At 70.7% G+C, this 19,175-nt stretch carries 17 protein-coding genes and 1 riboswitch; of the genes, 9 read left to right on the top strand and 8 right to left on the bottom strand.

All coding sequences use genetic code 11. The features are described from left to right. The first annotated feature begins 191 nt into the window (after window positions 1–191). The 7 genes from KM933_RS01745 (at window position 192) to KM933_RS01715 (ending at window position 9,726) form a co-directional block, all read left to right on the top strand. A complete protein-coding gene (locus KM933_RS01745) occupies window positions 192–2,345 on the top strand; it encodes a carbon starvation CstA family protein (RefSeq protein ID WP_221347963.1) in 2,154 nt (717 codons plus the stop codon). Then, window positions 2,317–2,517 (top strand): YbdD/YjiX family protein, encoded by a 201-nt coding sequence (locus tag KM933_RS01740; protein ID WP_221347962.1) that lies wholly within the window; start codon window positions 2,317–2,319, stop codon window positions 2,515–2,517. Before KM933_RS01745 ends, KM933_RS01740 begins: the two co-directional genes overlap by 29 nt. A 168-nt stretch (window positions 2,518–2,685) precedes the next feature. Further along, window positions 2,686–2,967 carry a DUF3311 domain-containing protein gene (locus tag KM933_RS01735; protein ID WP_221347961.1) on the top strand — a complete coding sequence of 94 codons (282 nt, stop codon included), beginning with the start codon at window positions 2,686–2,688 and terminating at the stop codon, window positions 2,965–2,967. Further along, complete coding sequence (gene mctP / locus KM933_RS01730) at window positions 2,964–4,592, top strand: monocarboxylate uptake permease MctP (RefSeq protein ID WP_221347960.1); 1,629 nt, start codon at window positions 2,964–2,966, stop codon at window positions 4,590–4,592. The genes KM933_RS01735 and mctP overlap by 4 nt, the downstream gene beginning before the upstream one ends. Window positions 4,593–4,694: 102 nt before the next feature. Next, entirely contained in the window at window positions 4,695–5,684 is a 990-nt protein-coding gene (locus tag KM933_RS01725; RefSeq protein ID WP_221347959.1) for a nucleoside hydrolase, read from the top strand. Between the two features lie 204 nt (window positions 5,685–5,888). Continuing rightward, window positions 5,889–6,091, top strand: a riboswitch (cobalamin riboswitch). Window positions 6,092–6,226: 135 nt separating this feature from the next. Then, window positions 6,227–8,674 carry a ribonucleoside-diphosphate reductase subunit alpha gene (locus KM933_RS01720; protein WP_221347958.1) on the top strand — a complete coding sequence of 816 codons (2,448 nt, stop codon included), beginning with the start codon at window positions 6,227–6,229 and terminating at the stop codon, window positions 8,672–8,674. Beyond that, window positions 8,674–9,726, top strand: coding sequence for a ribonucleotide-diphosphate reductase subunit beta (locus KM933_RS01715; RefSeq protein ID WP_221347957.1), 1,053 nt, complete (start codon window positions 8,674–8,676; stop codon window positions 9,724–9,726). Before KM933_RS01720 ends, KM933_RS01715 begins: the two co-directional genes overlap by 1 nt. Here KM933_RS01715 and KM933_RS01710 read toward each other — a convergent pair. After that, window positions 9,639–9,929 (bottom strand): hypothetical protein, encoded by a 291-nt coding sequence (locus KM933_RS01710; protein ID WP_221347956.1) that lies wholly within the window; start codon window positions 9,927–9,929, stop codon window positions 9,639–9,641. The two genes, KM933_RS01715 and KM933_RS01710, sit on opposite strands and share 88 nt — an antisense overlap. 93 nt (window positions 9,930–10,022) lie before the next feature. On the opposite strand from KM933_RS01710, the gene KM933_RS01705 reads away from it, so the two are divergent. Next, window positions 10,023–10,988 carry a helix-turn-helix domain-containing protein gene (locus tag KM933_RS01705; protein ID WP_221347955.1) on the top strand — a complete coding sequence of 322 codons (966 nt, stop codon included), beginning with the start codon at window positions 10,023–10,025 and terminating at the stop codon, window positions 10,986–10,988. A 15-nt stretch (window positions 10,989–11,003) separates the two neighbouring features. Here KM933_RS01705 and KM933_RS01700 read toward each other — a convergent pair whose 3' ends face one another. The 7 genes from KM933_RS01700 to KM933_RS01670 form a co-directional block, all read right to left on the bottom strand. Continuing rightward, entirely contained in the window at window positions 11,004–12,374 is a 1,371-nt protein-coding gene (locus tag KM933_RS01700) for a bifunctional albaflavenone monooxygenase/terpene synthase (RefSeq protein ID WP_221347954.1), read from the bottom strand. Continuing rightward, window positions 12,371–13,468 carry an epi-isozizaene synthase gene (cyc1, locus tag KM933_RS01695; RefSeq protein WP_221347953.1) on the bottom strand — a complete coding sequence of 366 codons (1,098 nt, stop codon included), beginning with the start codon at window positions 13,466–13,468 and terminating at the stop codon, window positions 12,371–12,373. The genes KM933_RS01700 and cyc1 overlap by 4 nt, the downstream gene beginning before the upstream one ends. Before the next feature lie 332 nt (window positions 13,469–13,800). Continuing rightward, window positions 13,801–14,451, bottom strand: a complete 651-nt coding sequence (gene def / locus KM933_RS01690) for a peptide deformylase (RefSeq protein ID WP_221347952.1) — start codon at window positions 14,449–14,451, stop codon at window positions 13,801–13,803. Window positions 14,452–14,601: 150 nt separating this feature from the next. Continuing rightward, the gene (locus KM933_RS01685; RefSeq protein ID WP_221347951.1) at window positions 14,602–15,609 is read right to left on the bottom strand and encodes a tetratricopeptide repeat protein; all 1,008 of its coding nucleotides are present in this window, start codon (window positions 15,607–15,609) and stop codon (window positions 14,602–14,604) included. Window positions 15,610–16,030: 421 nt separating this feature from the next. Continuing rightward, window positions 16,031–16,420, bottom strand: coding sequence for a roadblock/LC7 domain-containing protein (locus KM933_RS01680; protein WP_221347950.1), 390 nt, complete (start codon window positions 16,418–16,420; stop codon window positions 16,031–16,033). A 728-nt stretch (window positions 16,421–17,148) separates the two neighbouring features. Continuing rightward, window positions 17,149–18,090 (bottom strand): DUF4388 domain-containing protein, encoded by a 942-nt coding sequence (locus KM933_RS01675; RefSeq protein ID WP_260332909.1) that lies wholly within the window; start codon window positions 18,088–18,090, stop codon window positions 17,149–17,151. Next, entirely contained in the window at window positions 18,087–18,452 is a 366-nt protein-coding gene (locus KM933_RS01670; RefSeq protein WP_260332908.1) for a hypothetical protein, read from the bottom strand. Before KM933_RS01670 ends, KM933_RS01675 begins: the two co-directional genes overlap by 4 nt. Before the next feature lie 159 nt (window positions 18,453–18,611). On the opposite strand from KM933_RS01670, the gene KM933_RS01665 reads away from it, so the two are divergent. Next, the gene (locus KM933_RS01665; RefSeq protein ID WP_221347949.1) at window positions 18,612–18,977 is read left to right on the top strand and encodes a hypothetical protein; all 366 of its coding nucleotides are present in this window, start codon (window positions 18,612–18,614) and stop codon (window positions 18,975–18,977) included. The last annotated feature ends 198 nt before the right edge of the window (window positions 18,978–19,175 follow it).

Below are 19,175 nucleotides of genomic sequence, written 5' to 3'. Positions count from 1 at the left end.
GGTCGCGCAGTTCCCCCGCGCCCCTGAAAAGCGGCGGTCGCACGTGCCCCACGACGGACAGTCGACCGTGCCCCGGCACCACCCGGCGGACGGAAGTCCGACGGGTGTACGGATGACGGTGTTTGCGGTGTGGCGCCGGTCACCGTCCTGTTCTACCGTCCTTCCGTCATCCATGGACGGGAGGACGGCCCGTGCGCACCGACAGCCCTCTCAAGGCAAGCCCCCGCACCATCGTCATCTGGACCCTCGTCGCGCTGGTGAGCGCGGCCGGCTGGTCCGTGCTCGCGCTCTCGCGGGGCGAGGAGGTGTCGGCCGCCTGGATGGTGGCGGCCGCCCTCGGCTCGTACGCCATCGCCTACCGTTTCTACGCGAAGTTCATCGCCCACAAGGTGCTGAAGGTCGACGGGACCCGGGCCACCCCGGCCGAGCGGCTCAACAACGGCATCGACTTCCACCCCACCGACCGGCGCGTACTGCTCGGCCACCACTTCGCGGCGATCGCCGGCGCGGGCCCCCTGGTGGGGCCCGTACTGGCCGCGCAGATGGGGTACCTGCCCGGCACCATCTGGATCATCGTCGGCGTGATCTTCGCGGGCGCGGTCCAGGACATGGTCGTCCTCTTCTTCTCCACCCGCCGGGACGGCAGGTCGCTGGGGCAGATGGCGCGCGAGGAGATCGGCCCGTTCGGCGGCGCGGCCGCCCTGCTCGCCGCCTTCGCCATCATGATCGTCCTGCTCGGGGTGCTCGCGCTGGTCGTCGTCAACGCGCTCGCCCAGTCGCCATGGGGCACCTTCTCCATCGCGATGACGGTCCCCATCGCCCTGCTGATGGGCTTCTACCTGCGGGTCCTGCGGCCCGGCCGGGTCGCCGAGGTCTCACTGATCGGCGTGGCCCTCCTGCTGTTCGCGCTGATCGCCGGACGCTGGGTCGCCGAGTCGTCCTGGGCCGGCACCTTCACGCTGGCGCCCTCGACCCTGGTCGTCTGGCTGGTGGCGTACGGCTTCATCGCGTCGATCCTGCCGGTGTGGATGCTGCTGGCGCCCCGTGACTACCTCTCCACGTTCATGAAGATCGGCACGATCGTGCTGCTCGCGCTCGGGGTCGTCATCGCGCTGCCGACGCTGAGGATGGACGGGGTGACGGACTTCGCCTCGCAGGGCGACGGCCCGGTCTTCGCGGGCTCGCTCTTCCCGTTCGTCTTCATCACCATCGCCTGTGGGGCGCTCTCCGGCTTCCACTCCCTGATCTCCTCCGGCACCACGCCGAAGATGATCCAGAAGGAGACGCAGGTCCGCGTGATCGGGTACGGCTCCATGCTCATGGAGTCGTCCGTGGCGGTCATGGCGCTGATCGCGGCGTCCGTCATCGACCCGGGCCTGTACTTCGCGATGAACGCGCCCGCCGGGGTCATCGGCGACACGGTCCAGAACGCCTCCCAGGTGGTGGGCGGCTGGGGCTACCGGATCTCGCCCGAGGACCTGGCCGCCGCGGCGAAGAACGTCGAGGAGTCGTCCCTGCTGTCGCGGACCGGCGGCGCACCCACCCTCGCGGTCGGCGTCTCGGAGATCTTCTCCCAGGTCACCGGGGGTGGTCTGCGCGCTTTCTGGTACCACTTCGCGATCATGTTCGAGGCGCTGTTCATCCTGACCGCGCTCGACGCGGGCACCCGGGTGGGCCGCTTCATGCTCCAGGACACGCTGGGCAACCTCTACAAACCCTTCAGGGACGTGAGCTGGAAGCCCGGGCTCGTCATCACGAGCGGCATCGTCTGCGGTCTGTGGGGTTACTTCCTGTGGGTGGGCGTCCATGAACCGCTCGGCGGGATCAACCAGCTGTTCCCGGTCTTCGGCATCTCCAACCAGCTCCTCGCCGCGGTCGCCCTGGCGGTCTGCACGACCCTGCTGGTGAAGTCCGGCCGCCTCAGGTGGGCCTGGGTCACCGGGATCCCCCTTCTCTGGGACGCCACGGTCACCCTGACCGCGAGCTGGCAGAAGGTCTTCTCCAGCGATCCGCGCGTCGGCTTCTTCGAGCAGCGCTCGGTCTACCAGGACGGCATCGACCGGGGCGAGGTCATCGCACCTGCGAAGAACATGGACGACATGCACACGATCGTCACGAACTCCACGGTCGACGGTGTCCTGACGGCGGTCCTGGCCCTGCTCATCGTCATCGTGATCGCGGACGCGACGAGGGTGTGCGTCCGGCACGTACGCCGTCCCGCGCTCTCCTCGCTCAGCGAGGCGCCGTACGTCGAGTCGCGGATCGTCGCTCCGGCCGGGCTGATCCCGACCGGGCAGGAGAAGAAGGAGGCACGCGATGCGGTCGGCGCTGAACCGCGCGGTTAGGGGCGTGCGCTGGTACGTGCGGGAGCTCACCGACGAGTCCGCGTACGACCGCTACGCCGCGTACCTGCGCGAGAACCGGCCCGGCGCGGAGGTGCCCTCGCGGCGGGAGTTCGAGCGGATGCGCACGGACCGTCAGGAGGCTGATCCGCGGCAGGGTTTCCGCTGCTGCTGACACCGGCGGCGGCAGGTGGGCGTCATCGGCGGCGGCAGGTGGACGCCACCGGCGGACGGGGGACGCCCCAGCACATCCGTTATGCGGACAGGGGTTCCATAAAGCGAAACCGTCCCTTAGATTTCCTGCGCGTTGCACAGGTGATCAGTAAGGGGACGGAGCCGCCGTATGTCGAAAACGCCGGATGCGCCGAGAGCGCCCGAAGGGAAACCGCCGGTGGTGACGCCGGTCCGCGTGGTGATCGCCCTCTGTCTGGTCGCGCCGTTCGTGGCCATGCTCTGGGTGGGCTCGTACGCGAAGGTCGACCCGACCTTCATCGGCATCCCCTTCTTCTACTGGTACCAGATGCTGTGGGTGCTCGTCTCGACCGCGCTCACGATGACCGCGTACGTGCTGTGGAACCGTGACCAGCGCGTCCGCAAGGCGCAGGACGGGGGCGCGTCCGCATGAAGGACGGCGTGAACGGCGTCGCGCTCGCCGTCTTCATCTTCTTCTTCCTGGCCGTCACGGTCATGGGCTTCCTGGCTTCGCGCTGGCGCCGGGCCGCCGACGAGCACAGCCTCGACGAGTGGGGGCTGGGCGGACGGTCCTTCGGCACCTGGGTGACCTGGTTCCTGCTGGGCGGCGACCTCTACACGGCGTATACGTTCGTGGCGGTCCCGGCGGCCATCTACGCGGCGGGCGCGGCGGGCTTCTTCGCCGTCCCGTACACGATCCTGGTCTACCCCTTGATCTTCACCTTCCTCCCCCGCCTGTGGTCGGTGTCGCACAAGCACGGGTACGTGACGACATCGGACTTCGTGCGGGGGCGCTTCGGCTCGAAGGGGCTGTCGCTCGCGGTCGCCGTCACCGGCATCCTCGCGACGATGCCGTACATCGCGCTGCAACTGGTGGGCATCCAGGCCGTCCTCGACGTGATGGGCGTCGGCGGCGGCGAGGACACCAACTGGTTCGTCAAGGACCTGCCGCTGCTCATCGCCTTCGGTGTGCTGGCCGCGTACACGTACTCGTCCGGGCTGCGCGCGCCCGCCCTGATCGCGTTCGTCAAGGACACGCTGATCTACATCGTCATCGCCGTCGCGATCATCTACATCCCGATCAAGCTGGGCGGCTTCGACGAGATCTTCGCCAAGGCGGGTGAGGCGTACAGCCAGACCAACCCGGCGACCGGCGCGCCCCGTGGCTCCCTGGCACCGAACGAGGCGGGTCAGTGGACGTACGCGACCCTCGCCCTCGGCTCGGCGCTGGCCCTCTTCATGTACCCGCACTCGATCACGGCGACGCTCTCCAGCCGCAGCCGTGAGGTGATCCGGCGCAACACCACGATCCTGCCGCTGTACTCGCTGATGCTGGGCCTGCTCGCGCTGCTCGGCTTCATGGCGATCGCGGCCGGCATCAAGGTGGACAACGGGCAGCTGGCGATCCCGCAGCTCTTCGAGACCATGTTCCCCGACTGGTTCGCGGGTGTGGCCTTCGCGGCGATCGGCATCGGCGCGCTCGTGCCGGCGGCCATCATGTCCATCGCGGCGGCGAACCTGTTCACCCGCAACATCTACAAGGACTTCATCAGGCCCGACGCGACGCCCGCCCAGGAGACCAAGGTCTCCAAGCTGGTCTCGCTCCTGGTGAAGGTGGGTGCGCTGGCCTTCGTGCTGACCATGGACAAGACGGTCGCGATCAACTTCCAGCTGCTCGGCGGCATCTGGATCCTGCAGACCTTCCCGGCCCTGGTCGGCGGTCTGTTCACCCGCTGGTTCCACCGGTGGGCGCTGCTCGCGGGCTGGGCGGTCGGCATGGTGTACGGCACGGTCGCCGCCTACGGGGTGGCCTCGCCGACCCAGAAGCACTTCGGTGGCTCGTCGAAGGAGATCCCCGGGATCGGGGAGATCGGGTACATCGGGCTGACGGCGTTCGTGCTGAACGTGCTGGTGACCGTGGCGCTGACGTTCGTCCTGCGGGCCGTGAAGGCTCCCGACGGGGTCGACGAGACCTCCGCCGGGGACTACACGGCGGACGCCGGCGACAAGGGTGTCCGGGTGGAGCTGCCGCCGGCCACGGCGGGGGCCGGGCACTAGGGTTCCCGCCCCCGCTGCTTCTCCCCTTCCCCGGGAAACCCCGGGAAACCCCGGGGAAGGGGAGAAGCAGCGGGGGCGGAACACCCGGCCTACGCTGGCCGTGTGACCCCTCGCGCCCCCATCGTCCTCGACAGCGACCCCGGTATCGACGACGCCGTCGCCCTCCAGTACCTGCTCGGGACGGGACTGTGGGACCTCAAGGCGTACACCTCGGTCGGCGGCAACCTGCCCGCCGAGCAGACCTACCGCAACGCCCGCGGGCTGGCCCGGGCCCTGCGCATCGACGCCGACGTCCCCGTCCACCGCGGCGCGGGCCGCCCGCTGACCCGTCTCCCGTACCGCGTCGCCGACGACTTCCACGGCCCCGCGGGCCTCGCCCACGAGACGCTGCCGGACTCGACCGCCGCGCATCCGCCCGAGTCCTCCGCGCAGGCGCTGCTGCGGCTGTCCCGGGAGTACGAGGGCGAACTGACCGTATGCGCCACGGGCCCCCTCACGAACGTGGCGGTCGCGCTCCTGGAGGACCCCGCCTTCGCCCTGCGCGTGCGCCGGTTCGTGTTCATGGGCGGCGCCGCCCGGGTGCCCGGGAACGTCACCCCGGTCGCCGAGTTCAACATGTGGGCCGACCCGGACGCCGCCGAGCTGGTCCTGTCCTCCGGCATCCCGTTCACCATGGTCGACCTGGACGCCTCGCACGGCTGGCTGTTCGGGCCCGCCGGCCTCGCGGCCCTGGAGGCGGCTGGCCCCGGTACCGCGCTCGCCGCGCGGCTGCTGCGGTTCTACATGGACGCGTACCGGCGCGGCGGCGGGGACGGCACCTGCCCGCTGCACGATCCGCTCGCCGTCGGCGTGTGCGCGGACGAGTCGTTCGTGACGCTCGCGGAGGGCGCGGTCGTCGTCGAGTCCGCCACCGAACTCACGCGTGGCCAGACCGTGTTCGTGCCCTCGGCCGCCGGGCGGGTCCACTACCCCGAGTCGCCGGCCCTGACCGCGCGGGTCCGTCTCACCGGCCGCGTCGCCCTGGGTCCGGGCCCGCGCGACTTCACGGACGACTTCGCCGCGACCCTGCCGCGGTGGCCCGCCGACGGCTGAACTCCGCCCGCCGCGCCGCAGACCCGGCGGCCGCCGCCGTCCTTCGGAACGCCCACCGCGTCCACGGGCGCCCCGGCTCCACCCGTGATCCGGACCGGGACCGGAACCCCCTCCCGGACCTGGACGACATCATGCCCCGCACCCACCGACTGCGGTTCCGACACCTTCCGGCCCACCACCGCCACAGCGCCCGAAGCCGACAACGACACAACATGTGGGGGCGGTTCCGGAGCCCGGCACAAGATGTATGCTCATGCTCGCTGTCGCCGCAGGGGAATCCGGTGCGAATCCGGAACTGTCCCGCAACGGTGTACTCGTACGCGTATGCCCGCATGTCTTTCTTTCCGCATGCCCGCCCGCCGTCGTACGGAGTCAGTCCGAGGACCTGCCGGCAGCGCACCCGGACCGTCCGGCCCGGGTGCAGGACGTCCGGGCCTCGTGGAGTGGGCCGGTGGACGCGGAGTACCGCGGCGCAGCGCGTGTACCCCCGTGTGCCCCGACCCCTCCCCGCAGGTTCCGTGCCGAGCGAGGGAGTGCCCCACGTGACCATCGCGCCAGCCGATCCGGTCTCCGCGACAGCGGGCCGGGACCAGCAGGACAGGGCCGAGGCCGACGGACCGGGAACCGCGTTGCTGCGGATGCTGACCGACTTCACCGCCGACCTCCCCGGTGCCGACCCCGGCCGGGTCGCCGCCGCGGCCCTGCGCGGCCGGTCCGCCGCCGCGGACGAGCCGGAGCTGCGCGAACTCGCCACGGAGGCGGCCGCGGGCCTCATCTCCGAGGACCCGGTGTACTCGAAGCTGGCCGCCCGCCTGCTGACGGTGGCCATCGCCGCGGAGGCCGCCTCGCAGGGCGTGCGCTCCTTCTCCGGGTCGGTCGCCACCGGCCACCGCGAGGGCCTGATCGCCGACCGCACGGCCGAGTTCGTACGCGTCCACGCGGCCCGTCTCGACGCGCTGGCCGACGCCTCCCTGGCCGAGGGCGCCGACGACCGCTTCGGCTACTTCGGCCTGCGCACCCTGCACAGCCGGTACCTGCTGCGGCACCCGGTCACCCGGTCCGTCGTCGAGACGCCCCAGTACTTCATGCTGCGGGTGGCGAGCGGTCTCGCCCAGGACGACACGGACCGCTCCGTCGACGAGGTGGCCTCCCTGTACCGGCTGATGAGCCGCCTCGACTACCTGCCCTCCTCCCCCACTCTCTTCAACTCCGGTACGCGGCACCCCCAGATGTCGTCCTGCTACCTCCTCGACTCGCCGCTGGACGAGCTGGACTCCCTCTACGACCGTTACCACCAGGTGGCCCGCCTCTCCAAGCACGCGGGCGGCATCGGCCTGCCGTTCTCCCGGATCCGCTCCCGCGGTTCGCTGATCCGCGGCACGAACGGGCACTCGAACGGCATCGTCCCGTTCCTGAAGACCCTCGACGCCTCGGTCGCCGCGGTGAACCAGGGCGGTCGGCGCAAGGGCGCCGCCGCGGTCTACCTGGAGACCTGGCACTCCGACGTCGAGGAGTTCCTGGAGCTGCGCGACAACACCGGCGAGGACGCCCGGCGCACCCACAACCTGAACCTCGCGCACTGGGTCCCGGACGAGTTCATGCGCCGGGTGGACGAGAACCGCGACTGGTCGCTGTTCTCGCCCTCGGACGTGCCCGAGCTGGTCGACCTGTGGGGCGGGGAGTTCGACGCCGCGTACCGCGGGGCGGAGGAGCGGGGACTCGCGAGGAGGACCATCCCGGCCCGGGAGCTGTACGGCCGCATGATGCGCACCCTCGCGCAGACCGGCAACGGCTGGATGACCTTCAAGGACGCCGCCAACCGCACCGCCAACCAGACGGCGCTGCCCGGCCACACGGTCCACTCCTCGAACCTGTGCACCGAGATCCTTGAGGTCACGGACGACGGCGAGACCGCGGTCTGCAACCTCGGCTCGGTCAACCTGGGTGCCTTCGTGGACACCGACGCCGGTGACATCGACTGGGAGCGCCTGGACGCGACCGTCCGTACCGCCGTCACCTTCCTCGACCGGGTCGTCGACATCAACTTCTACCCGACCGAGCAGGCGGGCCGCTCCAACAGCCGGTGGCGGCCGGTGGGCCTGGGCGTGATGGGCCTGCAGGACGTCTTCTTCAAGCTGCGGCTGCCGTTCGACTCCGCGCGGGCGCAGGCCCTCTCCACCCGGATCGCCGAGCGGATCATGCTGGCCGCGTACGGGGCGTCCGCCGACCTCGCCGAGCGCGACGGCCCGCTGCCCGCCTGGGAGAAGACCCGTACGGCCCGGGGCGTGCTGCACCCGGACCACTACGACGTCGAGCTGAACTGGCCGGAGCGCTGGGCGGCCCTGCGGGAGCGGATCGCCGCCGTCGGCATGCGCAACTCGCTGCTGCTCGCCATCGCGCCCACCGCCACCATCGCGTCCATCGCGGGGGTGTACGAGTGCATCGAGCCGCAGGTCTCCAACCTGTTCAAGCGCGAGACGCTGTCCGGTGAGTTCCTCCAGGTCAACTCCTACCTGGTGGCCGAGCTGAAGCAGCTCGGCGTGTGGGACGCGCAGACCCGGGAGGCGCTGCGCGAGTCGGGCGGCTCGGTGCAGGGATTCACCTGGGTCCCGCAGGACGTACGCGACCTGTACCGCACGGCGTGGGAGATCCCGCAGCGCGGCCTGATCGACATGGCCGCCGCCCGGACCCCGTTCCTGGACCAGGCCCAGTCGCTGAACCTGTTCCTGGAGACGCCGACCATCGGCAAGCTCTCCTCGATGTACGCGTACGCCTGGAGGTCGGGGCTGAAGACGACGTACTACCTGCGCTCGCGCCCGGCCACCCGCATCGCCCGTGCCGCCCGGGCCCAGCAGCCGCAGCCACAGCCACAGCCACAGCCACAGCCACAGCCATCGTCCGGGAAGTCCGTCCCCGTCCAGCAGGCCGCCGACCCCGACGCGGTCGCCTGCTCCCTTGAGAACCCCGAGTCCTGCGAGGCCTGCCAGTGATGACCACCGTCCCCGAGAAAACCGGGAAAGCCGAGAAGACCGGGAAGACCGGGAAGAACCTTCTCGACCCCGGCTTCGAGCTGACCCTGCGCCCCATGCGCTACCCGGACTTCTACGAGCGCTACCGGGACGCGATCAAGAACACCTGGACCGTCGAGGAGGTCGACCTCCACTCGGACGTCGCCGACCTGGCGAAGCTGTCGGCGGGCGAGCAGCACATGATCGGCCGGCTGGTCGCGTTCTTCGCGACGGGCGACTCGATCGTGGCGAACAACCTGGTGCTGACGCTCTACAAGCACATCAACTCCCCCGAGGCGCGGCTCTACCTGAGCCGCCAGCTCTTCGAGGAGGCCGTGCACGTCCAGTTCTATCTGACGCTGCTCGACACCTACCTGCCCGATCCGGCGGACCGGGCGGCGGCCTTCGACGCCGTCGAGAGCATCCCGTCCATCCGCGAGAAGGCCGAGTTCTGCTTCAGGTGGATGGACTCGGTGGAGAAGCTGGACCGGCTGGAGACGAAGGCCGACCGGCGCCGTTTCCTGCTCAACCTCATCTGCTTCGCCGCGTGCATCGAGGGGCTGTTCTTCTACGGGGCCTTCGCGTACGTCTACTGGTTCCGCAGCCGGGGCCTGCTGCACGGCCTGGCGACCGGTACCAACTGGGTGTTCCGCGACGAGACGATGCACATGTCCTTCGCCTTCGAGGTGGTCGACACCGTCCGCAAGGAGGAGCCGGACCTCTTCGACGACCTGCTCCGGGAGCAGGTCACGGACATGCTGCGGGAGGCCGTCGAGGCCGAGCTGCAGTTCGCGCGCGACCTGTGCGGTGACGGCCTCCCGGGCATGAACACCGATTCGATGAGGCAGTACCTGGAGTGCGTCGCCGACCAGCGCCTGCAGCGCCTCGGTTTCGCACCGGTGTACGGCTCCGAGAACCCCTTCTCCTTCATGGAGCTCCAGGGGGTTCAGGAACTGACCAACTTCTTCGAGCGCCGGCCCTCGGCGTACCAGGTGGCGGTGGAGGGGACGGTCGACCTCGACGAGGACTTCTGACCCTGCGGGTCCCTCGGGTCCCGCAGGCCCCGCAGGCCCCGCGGGACCCGAGGGACCCGCAGGGGATCCTGCTCGGCCTCCCTGAGCTGACGGTCGATGCGCCGGTCGCGCACGACGCCGACCGCCGGGGGGAGGACGAGCAGGACCAGGATTCCGAGGACGGTGAGCATTCCGATCAGGCCTTCCAGCTGTGTCGCGTTCATGGACACCACTGTCACGCCGAACGCTCCTTACCGTGAGTGGCAGGACTGCCACACACCCTCGATTTCCTGCCAGCCAGGGTGCACACTGGCCGCATGTTGCAAAACGTGGCCGCGGTCCTGCTGCACGGTGTGCACCCCTTCGAACTCGGCGTCGTGTGCGAGGTGTTCGGTCTCGACCGCAGCGACGAAGGGCTGCCGGTGTACGACTTCGCGGTCGCCTCGGCCGAGGGTCCCCACCTCGACACGCATGTCCCGGGGTTCACCGTCTCCACCCCGTACGGGCTCGACCGGCTGGAGGAGGCCGACCTGATCGTCGTGCCCGCCGGGAGCGACTACGTCGGCCGCGGCTACCCGCCCGAGCTGCTCGACTCCCTGGTCCGGGCCGCCGGCCGCGGCGCCAAGGTGCTCAGCGTCTGCTCCGGGGTCTTCGTGCTCGGCGCGGCCGGTCTGCTCGACGGGCGGCGCTGCGCGGTCCACTGGCAGCAGGCCGGGGAGCTGGCCCGGCGCCATCCGCGCGCGAAGGTCGAACCGGACGTGCTGTACGTGGACGAGGACCCGGTGATCACCTCGGCGGGCACCGCCTCCGGCATCGACGCCTGCCTCCACATCGTCCGCAAGGAGCAGGGCCCGGAGGTCGCCAACAGCATCGCGCGCCGCATGATCGTGCCCCCGCACCGCGACGGCGGCCAGGCCCAGTACGTCGAGCGTCCGCTGCCGCGCTCCCAGTGCGACACGGTCGGCGAGGTGCTCGTCTGGATGGAGCGCCACCTCGACCAGGAGGTGACCGTCGAACAGCTCGCCGCCCGCGCGCACATGTCCCCGCGCACCTTCGCCCGCCGCTTCCAGCAGGAGACGGGGACCACCCCCTACCGCTGGATACTGCGTCAGCGGGTGCTGCTGGCGCAGGAGTTGCTGGAGGGCACGGACGAGACGATGGACTTCGTCGCGGACCGCACCGGGTTCGGGACGGCGGCCGCGCTGCGCCACCAGTTCGTCCGCGTGCTGGGGACGACTCCGCACGCGTACCGGCGCACGTTCAGGGGCGCGCGGGCCGCCTGAACGCGCGCCGCGCGGTCACCGGGGCACGGCCCTCAGCAGCAGCCGGTGGGGACGCAGTGTGATGCCGACCCGCGTCGTGTCGTCCGACCCGGACACCTGCTCCAGGTGCCAGCGCGAGGCCACCGCCGCCGTGACGAGGCCGAGCTGCGCCATCGAGAAGTGGTCACTGGGGCACTTCCGGTTGCCCACGCTGAACGGACTCATCGCGTACTTCGGCACGTCCTTTACCCGTTCCGGAAGCCAGCGGTCGGGGTCGAACTCCAGATGCCCGCCGTAGGAACGCGCATCGCGCTGTATCGCGTACGGACTGTAGACGAGGTCGGCCCCGGCCGGAATGCGATACCCGCCGAGTGCGGTTCCGGTCACGGCCCGGCGCGTCAATATCCATACGGCGGGCCGCAACCGCATGGCTTCGACGACGACATTGTTCGTGTGGGACAGCTTTCGCACGTCCTCGAATGCGACGGGGCGGTCGCCCGTGACCGATCCGACCTCTTCGCGTATGCGGTCCGCGTGTTCCGGGTGCTCCGTGAGGACCTGGAGGATCCACATGATCGTGGAAGCGACGGTTTCGCTGCCGGGGGTGAGTATCGCGACCACCTGGTCGTGGATCTCCTGTTCCCCGATGGGCTCGCCATTCCCGTCCTTCGCCGCCAGCAATGCCGTCAGCAAATCGTCCGGATTTTGACCTGATGTGCGGCGTTCGGCCACGATCTCGTCGACGAGGAGGTGCAGATCGGCCAGCGCGCGGTCGAATGCGCGATGGGCCGGGAGCGGAAGCCGGTAGAACGGTCCGGCCGGGATCACCATACGGCGGTACATGCCCCGGAACACGGTGGCGAGCGCGACGCTCAGCCGCTCGGCCCGCTCGTCCATGAAGTCGCCGCGCAGCAGACAGCGGGCGGCGATGCGGACGGCCACCCGGAACGACTCGGCGGTGCCGTCGATCGTCTCGCCGGGCCGCCAGCGCGCGGCGAGGGAGTGCGCCTCCTCCTCCATGATCGGCCCGTACCCGGGGATCGCGTCCAGCCGGAACGCGGGCTGGATGGTCCGCCGCTGACGCCGGTGCCGCGACCCGTTGGCGGTCGCCACCCCCTCCTTGCCGAGCAGGGCTTCGAGGGATTCCCACAGAGGGCCGGCGATCTTGAAGTCGGGGCTCAGCGCCAGCTCTCCGGTGAGCTCCGGCGTGGTGACGGCGTACACCGTCTTGGGGCCCAGCCTCAGCCGGACGACATCGCCCTCGTCGCGCAGCCGGGCGAGGAACGCCAGCGGGTCGCGGGCCAGTTTCAGGCCGTGCCCGAGGCCGGGGACACCGCCTCCGGCCAAGGGCGGGACGGACAGTTCTGCCGCTCGGTGCACAGCGGACCGCACGGACTCGACGGTCATTTCTCACCTGCCGCTTCGTTTGCCGCTTCGTTGTCGACGTACGGGGGTGTGGAGCGGTCGTCCCAGCTGTCGACCGTGTACCGTCCCGATTCGTGGTGGAACCAGTACACGGAGCTGAACCAGTTCCGCATATTGAACAGACACGCCCGCACGGCAGTCGCTGAGCGAGCGCCCCACACGGACCCGTCATCCATCCTTTCCGTGTACCTCAGTACCTCCTGTTCGGCATCGAGGAATTCGGTGACGCACTCCTCGACCCGACGCCTCACTTCGGCTACGGATTCTTCCAGCCGCATCCCTTCGTGATGGATGAGACTGATACCGAGATTGTGCACCTCGTCGCCCGCTATTTCCTTGGGGAGAGAGCACAGATCGTTGTACCAGGCGGCGAAGTCCTGGCACAGCAGAGCGGCCCGCCGGTACGCCGGATTGCAACGCACGACAGCCGGGAGTTCACATTCTGCACTCGGTTCGAGGAGGTCGAGCCAGATCCAGTGCGCGAAAGTCAGCCGACGCAGTTCGAGGTATTCCTCGACGGTCGGGACAGTGCCCGACATACGATTGCGGAATTCCTGGTCGTACGCCTCGATGACGTCGTGGAAGTGATCGGCGAACCGCGCGTTCCACCCCTCGCCCAGGAACGAGTACAGCCGCACCACGCTGTCCGCGAGTCCCGCGGTCAGGGGATCCTGGTGGTACAGGTGCTCCTCCGGGGAGTCGAGGGCCTCGTGCAACCGGCCCCTGAGGCGCTGCCAGGCCGCCGGCCTCCCGTGGACGATATCGCGGTCGTGTCGGTCGTCCCACACGAAGAACCACGCGCTGTAGTCCGCTATCGCCTGGAGGACCTCATCGGGCGCGCCTATGTAGTAGCCCGCCATGAGGTCGGTGTAGCAAAGCCCGTCGGCATATGCCGCGACCTTGGTCGCCGACATGAGCCGCATTTCCAGGAGCCAGGCCCTGGTGTTCTCCTGGAGCTTCGGCCAATACGGATGGAGTTGACGGGGAAACTCGGCCTCGATCACCGGGAGAGAGAGCGCCGGTGGAACGAGGACCGAGGTGCACGTCGTTGTGGTGCTCCGTGAGAAAGCAGGCACGAACAAACCCCTCTCAGCCGCCTGTTGACGACACGCCCCTCCCGCTGTGCCGGGCGTGCGCCGTTGCGTATCCCCGCACTTCCCATTCAGCACTACAACTGACCGTTCTGGGAACGGATTTGCTTGGCCCGCCACCTCGCGGCGCCGAGAATCTCCCTATGTGTGACTGAATAGAGGTCGCCGAAGGCGTACAAAGGATCGAACTCGGGACGCACGGACGAGCGGCGCCCGGTCGGAGAGGGATCCGACCGGGCGCCGTGGGTGCGGGACGCTCATGTCCCGCCTGTCGTTCTCCGTCCCGGCCGTTCGCGACCGGTCAGGAGGGTGGATCCTCAGTCGTTCGCGACGACGGGGTACCGCGGTTCGTTCTCGGCCATCTGCCGCAGCGCGTCCTTGCGCTCGCGCTTGGACAGCCGGTCGATGTAGAGGTATCCGTACAGGTGGTCCGTCTCGTGCTGGAGGCAGCGCGCGAAGTAACCGGTGCCGCGCACCCTGATCGGGTTGCCCTTCTCGTCCTGGCCGGTGACCTCGGCGTAGTCGGGGCGGGCCAGCGGGGCGTACGCGGTGGGCACCGAGAGGCAGCCCTCGTTGCTCTCGTCCAGCTGGCGCCGGTCGGTGGGCAGCTCGACGAGCACGGGGTTGCAGACCACGCCCACGTGCCGCTTGCCCTCGTCGTCCGGGCAGTCGTAGACGAAGACCTTGAGGTCGACGCCGACCTGGTTGGCGGCCAGGCCCACGCCCTCGGCGGTGCGCTGGCTGGCGAACATGTCGTCGACCAGCTTGCCGAGGTCGTCGCCGAACTCCGTGACGTCCTTGCACTCCTTGTGGAGCACCGGGTTCCCGACGACCGTGATGGGCCGGGAGGTCCCGCGCTCGCGGTGGGCGGCCTCACGCCCCTCCGCGTCCTCGGTGTCGATGACGAAGCCCTCGTCGTCCACGGGGAGCACGCCCACGTGCTGCTGATCGGTGTCCTGCTGCGCCATGACCGACGTATGCCTTCCTCGGAAAAACAGGGTGCTGAAAACAGAGGTACTGAAAACGGAGGTGTGGGGGGACGGGGGTGCTGATTACGCATACAGGGTACGGCCCGTGCCCGACGGACGACCTCCGCAGCTCCCGCTGGGTACCGGCCCCTAACAGACCTCTTCGAGGTCCCGCCAGTCCCGGGAGTCGGGACTGTCCGCGACCCACCCGTCCAGCAGCCCCCGCACCAGCGAGGCGGGGGCCGCGAGGCCGCACTCCCGCTCCGGCACCCACAGCTGCCCGTCCGTCCGGTGCCCCAGCGGCCCGGGGTGCCCCGGCTCACTGTGATCGTGCGGATCGAGATGCTCCCCGTCGCCCTCGTCGGACGGCATCCGCGACTCGGAACACAACCGGCACAGCAGCCGTACGGAGGACGACCAGTCCTCCGCCGCGAACCCCGCGTCGGCCGCGAGCCGCTCCAGCGCGTCCCGGTCGTCCTCGGTCTCCGCCTCCAGCAGCACGACCCAGGTGGGCACGGGGGACGGCGCCCACAGCTCGATCTCGTCGAAGACGGGATACGTGTGCCCGGCCGCCGTGGTCCGCTCGCCGTGCGGCACCCCGTCGTGCAGCACGACCTCGCCCCAGCGCCGCCCGGAGGACGGCAGCGGGATGGAGAGGACCTCCATACGGGCGGGATCGAGCCGCCGCCCCCACACGACCTCGGCCTCCCCCTCGGGCGACAGCCGTACGGCCGCGCTGCCTAGGTCCATGCCCACCGGCTCACCGGAGGCGGTGGGACCCGCGTCGGCCTTGGGCCAGGAAGGCCCCCCGGGCACCCGCAGGCCATACGCCTGCCAGGCCCGCCGGGCCAGCGGCCAGTCCTGCAGCGCGGTCGCCGCGATTCCCACGTTCCACCAGTCGGGGGCCCCGGCCTCCCGGTCGAGCAGCGCCACGGCCCGCAGACCGGCCGCCCGCGCCTGCTCCCAGTCGTGCCGGAACTTGTGCAGCAGCGCGAGGTTGAACCAGGACTCGGACAACCAGGGCTCCAGGTCCGCCGCACGTGTCAGCAGCGCACCCGCGTCCTCGTACCGGCCGTCGCCGATCAGTGTGAACGCACGGTCGGTGGCCTGCCGCCATGAGGCGGAGGGCCGGTGCCGTCCCTTGCCGAAGATCCTCACGATTCCCGCCTGCCAGTTCGTCGAAGAGCGTGCAGCCTCGGGCTGGACTGTGCCCCCTGATGCCTCTTCCTCGCATCCAACCACGGACGGTCAGCGGGGCGCTCATTACCCATGGGTTACCCAACCAGGGGCAAGGTAAGACCGCTTCTCGCCGGCACCCCGGCGGGCGGAACGCGGGGCGGTCGCCGGCCGCACTCCCCGCACGGCCGTGTCCCGCCCGGCGCCGCGGGGGACGCCCCGTACCGGGCCCGAGGAAGAGGTTCGCCTTTTCGGGTGAGCGGTACGCGCGGGCGGGGACGGGACGGGCGGAGGGCGGGACGGACGGGGAGCGGGACGGACGGGGAGCGGGACGGACGGGGCGGGTGCGAGGAGGCGGGCCCCGGCACGCCTTCCGCGCAGTCCGGCCGGTCCGGCCGGTGGTTCAGCGCGCCACGTCGGCCGCGAGGGCCTGGTTGAGCTGATCCACGGTGGCGGGCGACTCCCGCTGGAGCGCGGCCAGGTCGAGCCCGTCGTCCCCCATGACGGTGAGCAGCGCCCGGTCGCCGACGGCCAGCACGATGACGTGGCCGGAGCCGCACCTCGCGACCACCTCGCGCAGCGCGCCGACGCCTGCCTGGTCGGCCATCCGGCGTCCCACACCGAGGGTCGCGGCAGCGAGCGCGGCGACGGACTCGGCGTGGGAGGAGTCCGTGTCGGCGACGACGAGGAGCCCGTCCGCCGTGGACAGGACGCTCTCGCGGACCCCCATCACCCGGTCGCGCAGGGAGGTCAGGATCTCGGTGAGGGGGTTGGGGGACGACGTGTCGCTCATGGCGCTCCTTGCTGCGTGCGTGAGTGGTCGGGTGCGGTCGGAGCGGCGTCAGTCGGATTCCGGAAGGGCGCTCAGACCCCGGCGGACTCGGCGCAGCATGTCGATCGAGGGCTGGTCGGCGGCGAGTCGTCCGGCCGACAACGGGGGCAGGACGAAGGGCGGCGCGGGCCCGGCCGGCCCACCGGCGGCACCCCGTCCGGCTCCGCCGTCCGATGCGCCGGGGGACGGGGCCGCTCCGCGTACGGGCAACGGCGGCGGCCTGCGGTCCGGCGGGGCACCGGCCGCGGGGCACGGCCCGTCCGCTCCCGGACCGGCGGCCCCTGCCGCCCCGGAGACGGAGTCCACGTCCATGTACCGCCCGACACCGGCCCCCGGCGCGGCGTCCGGCCCTGGCCCTGGTCCGGTGTCCGATCCCGGCCCAGTGTCCGGCCGGTCATCCGCGCCAGGCCCGAACCGGCCGTGCTCATCGGCCCTGACCAGGCCGTCGGCATCGGTCCCGGCCCCGACCTCGGCGTCCACATCGAACCGGGCCCCGCCGCCGTCCGTGTCGGACCCGGGCTCGGCCCCGGACCCGGACCCGGACACAAACACGTCGTCCGGGTCCGGGACCGGCCCGGGCCGGACAGCCGGCCCCGTGTCCGGCGCCCGTCCCCCGCGTTTCGCCGGCCGCCAGGCCACCACGTCCGTGCTTCGCCGGAGGCGCTTCGCCGCCCGGCGTCTGCTGGAACTCACAAGCTCCCGTGCCCCCCGCTCGATCCCGCGGAGAAGACGTCCCCGCCCGCGGCGGGCTCCTGCCGCGCCCGGACGGCACCCGGCCACGCGGCCCCGCCGGGCGTACGCTTCGGCAGCGGCGCCGCCTTGACGGCCGACGCGGTCGAGTCGGCCGACCCGGCCGGTGCGCCCGTCGCCGCCGGCCCGCCCGGAGCGTCGCGGCCGGGCAGCACCCGCGGTGCGGTGCTGGGCCGGCCGTCGGACGGCCCGCCCGTCTCCCACCGGATGAGCCCCTGCACCTCCAGGCGGATCAGGTCCAGCATGACCGCGTACAGCCCGCGTCCGAGCGTGAAGGCGATGTCGCGGGCGGTGCGACGGCCGTTGACGGCGGTCAGCACGGACCGGTGGCGGTCCGACAGCCCGCGGCGCAGCCCGGCGTCCGGAACCGGTACGGGCCGCACCCGGGCGAGTTCGCCCGGTGCGCCCCACGGACCGGAGAGCCGCGCGATCCGTCGTGTGGTCTCCTCGGTGAGCCGCCGGGGCTCCACGCCGGACCCGGCGAGCAGGGTGGGTTCGGGGTCGTCCAGCGTCCAGCCGCCGGGCGGGCCGATCGCCATGGCGAAGGCCGCGTCGAACACGGCCGCGGTGCACACGACCTCCAGCTCGGCGGCGCCGATCAGCCCGGCGGCGACCAGGTGACCGCCCAGCCGGTCCGTGTCACGCTCCGCCGCGCACGCGGCCAGCCAGCTGTCGTCGTCGATACGGCCCGGTGTGAGCAGCACCGACGTGACGGTCGGGGCGCCGGGCGTCTCGACCGCGCCGATCAGCCCGCCCCGCAGATGAATCGTTCCTCCTGGCGAGCCGGAGACCCGTACGGTGCCAGTGAAGCCCTGGTCGTGCAGGCTCTGCAGGAGCGCGGGCAGGTTGCGCGCGTCGGTGGTCGTCCCGGTGGTCGTCATGCGAGCACCTCGGCCGCCCGGTCCCCCAGGTTCCGCGTGGCGAGCGCCAGATTGGCCCGCTCGCGGTCCATGCCCGCGGTCAGCAGCAGCGGGTCGCCGACCGGCCGGCCGACCGCGAGCAGCACCTGGTGGCGCCGCGTGCTGGTCATGATCACGCTCTCCAGTTCCCCTTCGGCGCCCGCCCGCCCCAGCCGCTCGGCGATGAGGGCCGCGAACTCGGCGCATTCCACGCCGTTCCCGGCCTCGTCCGCGTCGCCGGCCACCCCGTACGTGAGGCCGGTGACCGCGTCGACCAGGGCGACACCGGTGATGCCGGGGGAGTCCAGGAGCCGGGCCAGGGTGGCGTCAACGGCTGTCGTCATTTCCCCGTTCCCCTTCGCGTCTTGACGTCGCACACTACTTTGAGATTCAACTTACGCAACAGGCATCATATTTTGTATTTTGTGACGCACTACCCACATGGGTTTGATCGTAGTTGTACGGACAACGACCGGACAGCGTCACCGAGGAATTGGGGCAGCATGAACATCGAGACCGCGCTCAAGGAAGCCATGTCCGTGGAGGGCGCCATCGGTGTCTCCCTCGTCGACTACGAGAGCGGCATGGCGCTCGGCACGCTCGGCGGCGGACCGACGCTCGACCTGGAACTCGCGTCGGCGGGCAACACCGAGGTGATGCGCGCGAAGATGCGGACGCTGTCCTCGCTGGCCATGGACGACACCATCGAGGACATCCTGATCACGCTGGGCAAGCAGTACCACCTGATACGCCCGCTCACCTCCAGCGACGGCACGCTCTTCCTGTACCTCGCGCTCGACCGGACCCGCAGCAACCTGGCACTGGCGCGGCACAGCCTGAAGCGGATCGAGAACGCACTGGACATCTGACGCCGGGCCCGGAGGCCGGACCGGCCGGACCGGTCCGGCGTCGGGAAACGGTCGACGCCGGAAGACGCCCGAGCGGGGAGACGGTCGGCGTCGGGCGGTGATCAGTGTCCGGAGACCACTGGTGTCCGCGGAGAACCGTGTGCCGGGCCCGAAGACCACTGGCGTCCGGAGAGAACCGTGTACCGGGGAGAACCGGTA

This window comes from Streptomyces beigongshangae, from assembly GCF_019710745.1.
Lineage (GTDB): Bacteria > Actinomycetota > Actinomycetes > Streptomycetales > Streptomycetaceae > Streptomyces > Streptomyces beigongshangae.
The sequence above is the reverse complement of the archived record's forward strand: the minus strand, read 5'-3'. Positions and strand labels throughout refer to the sequence as shown.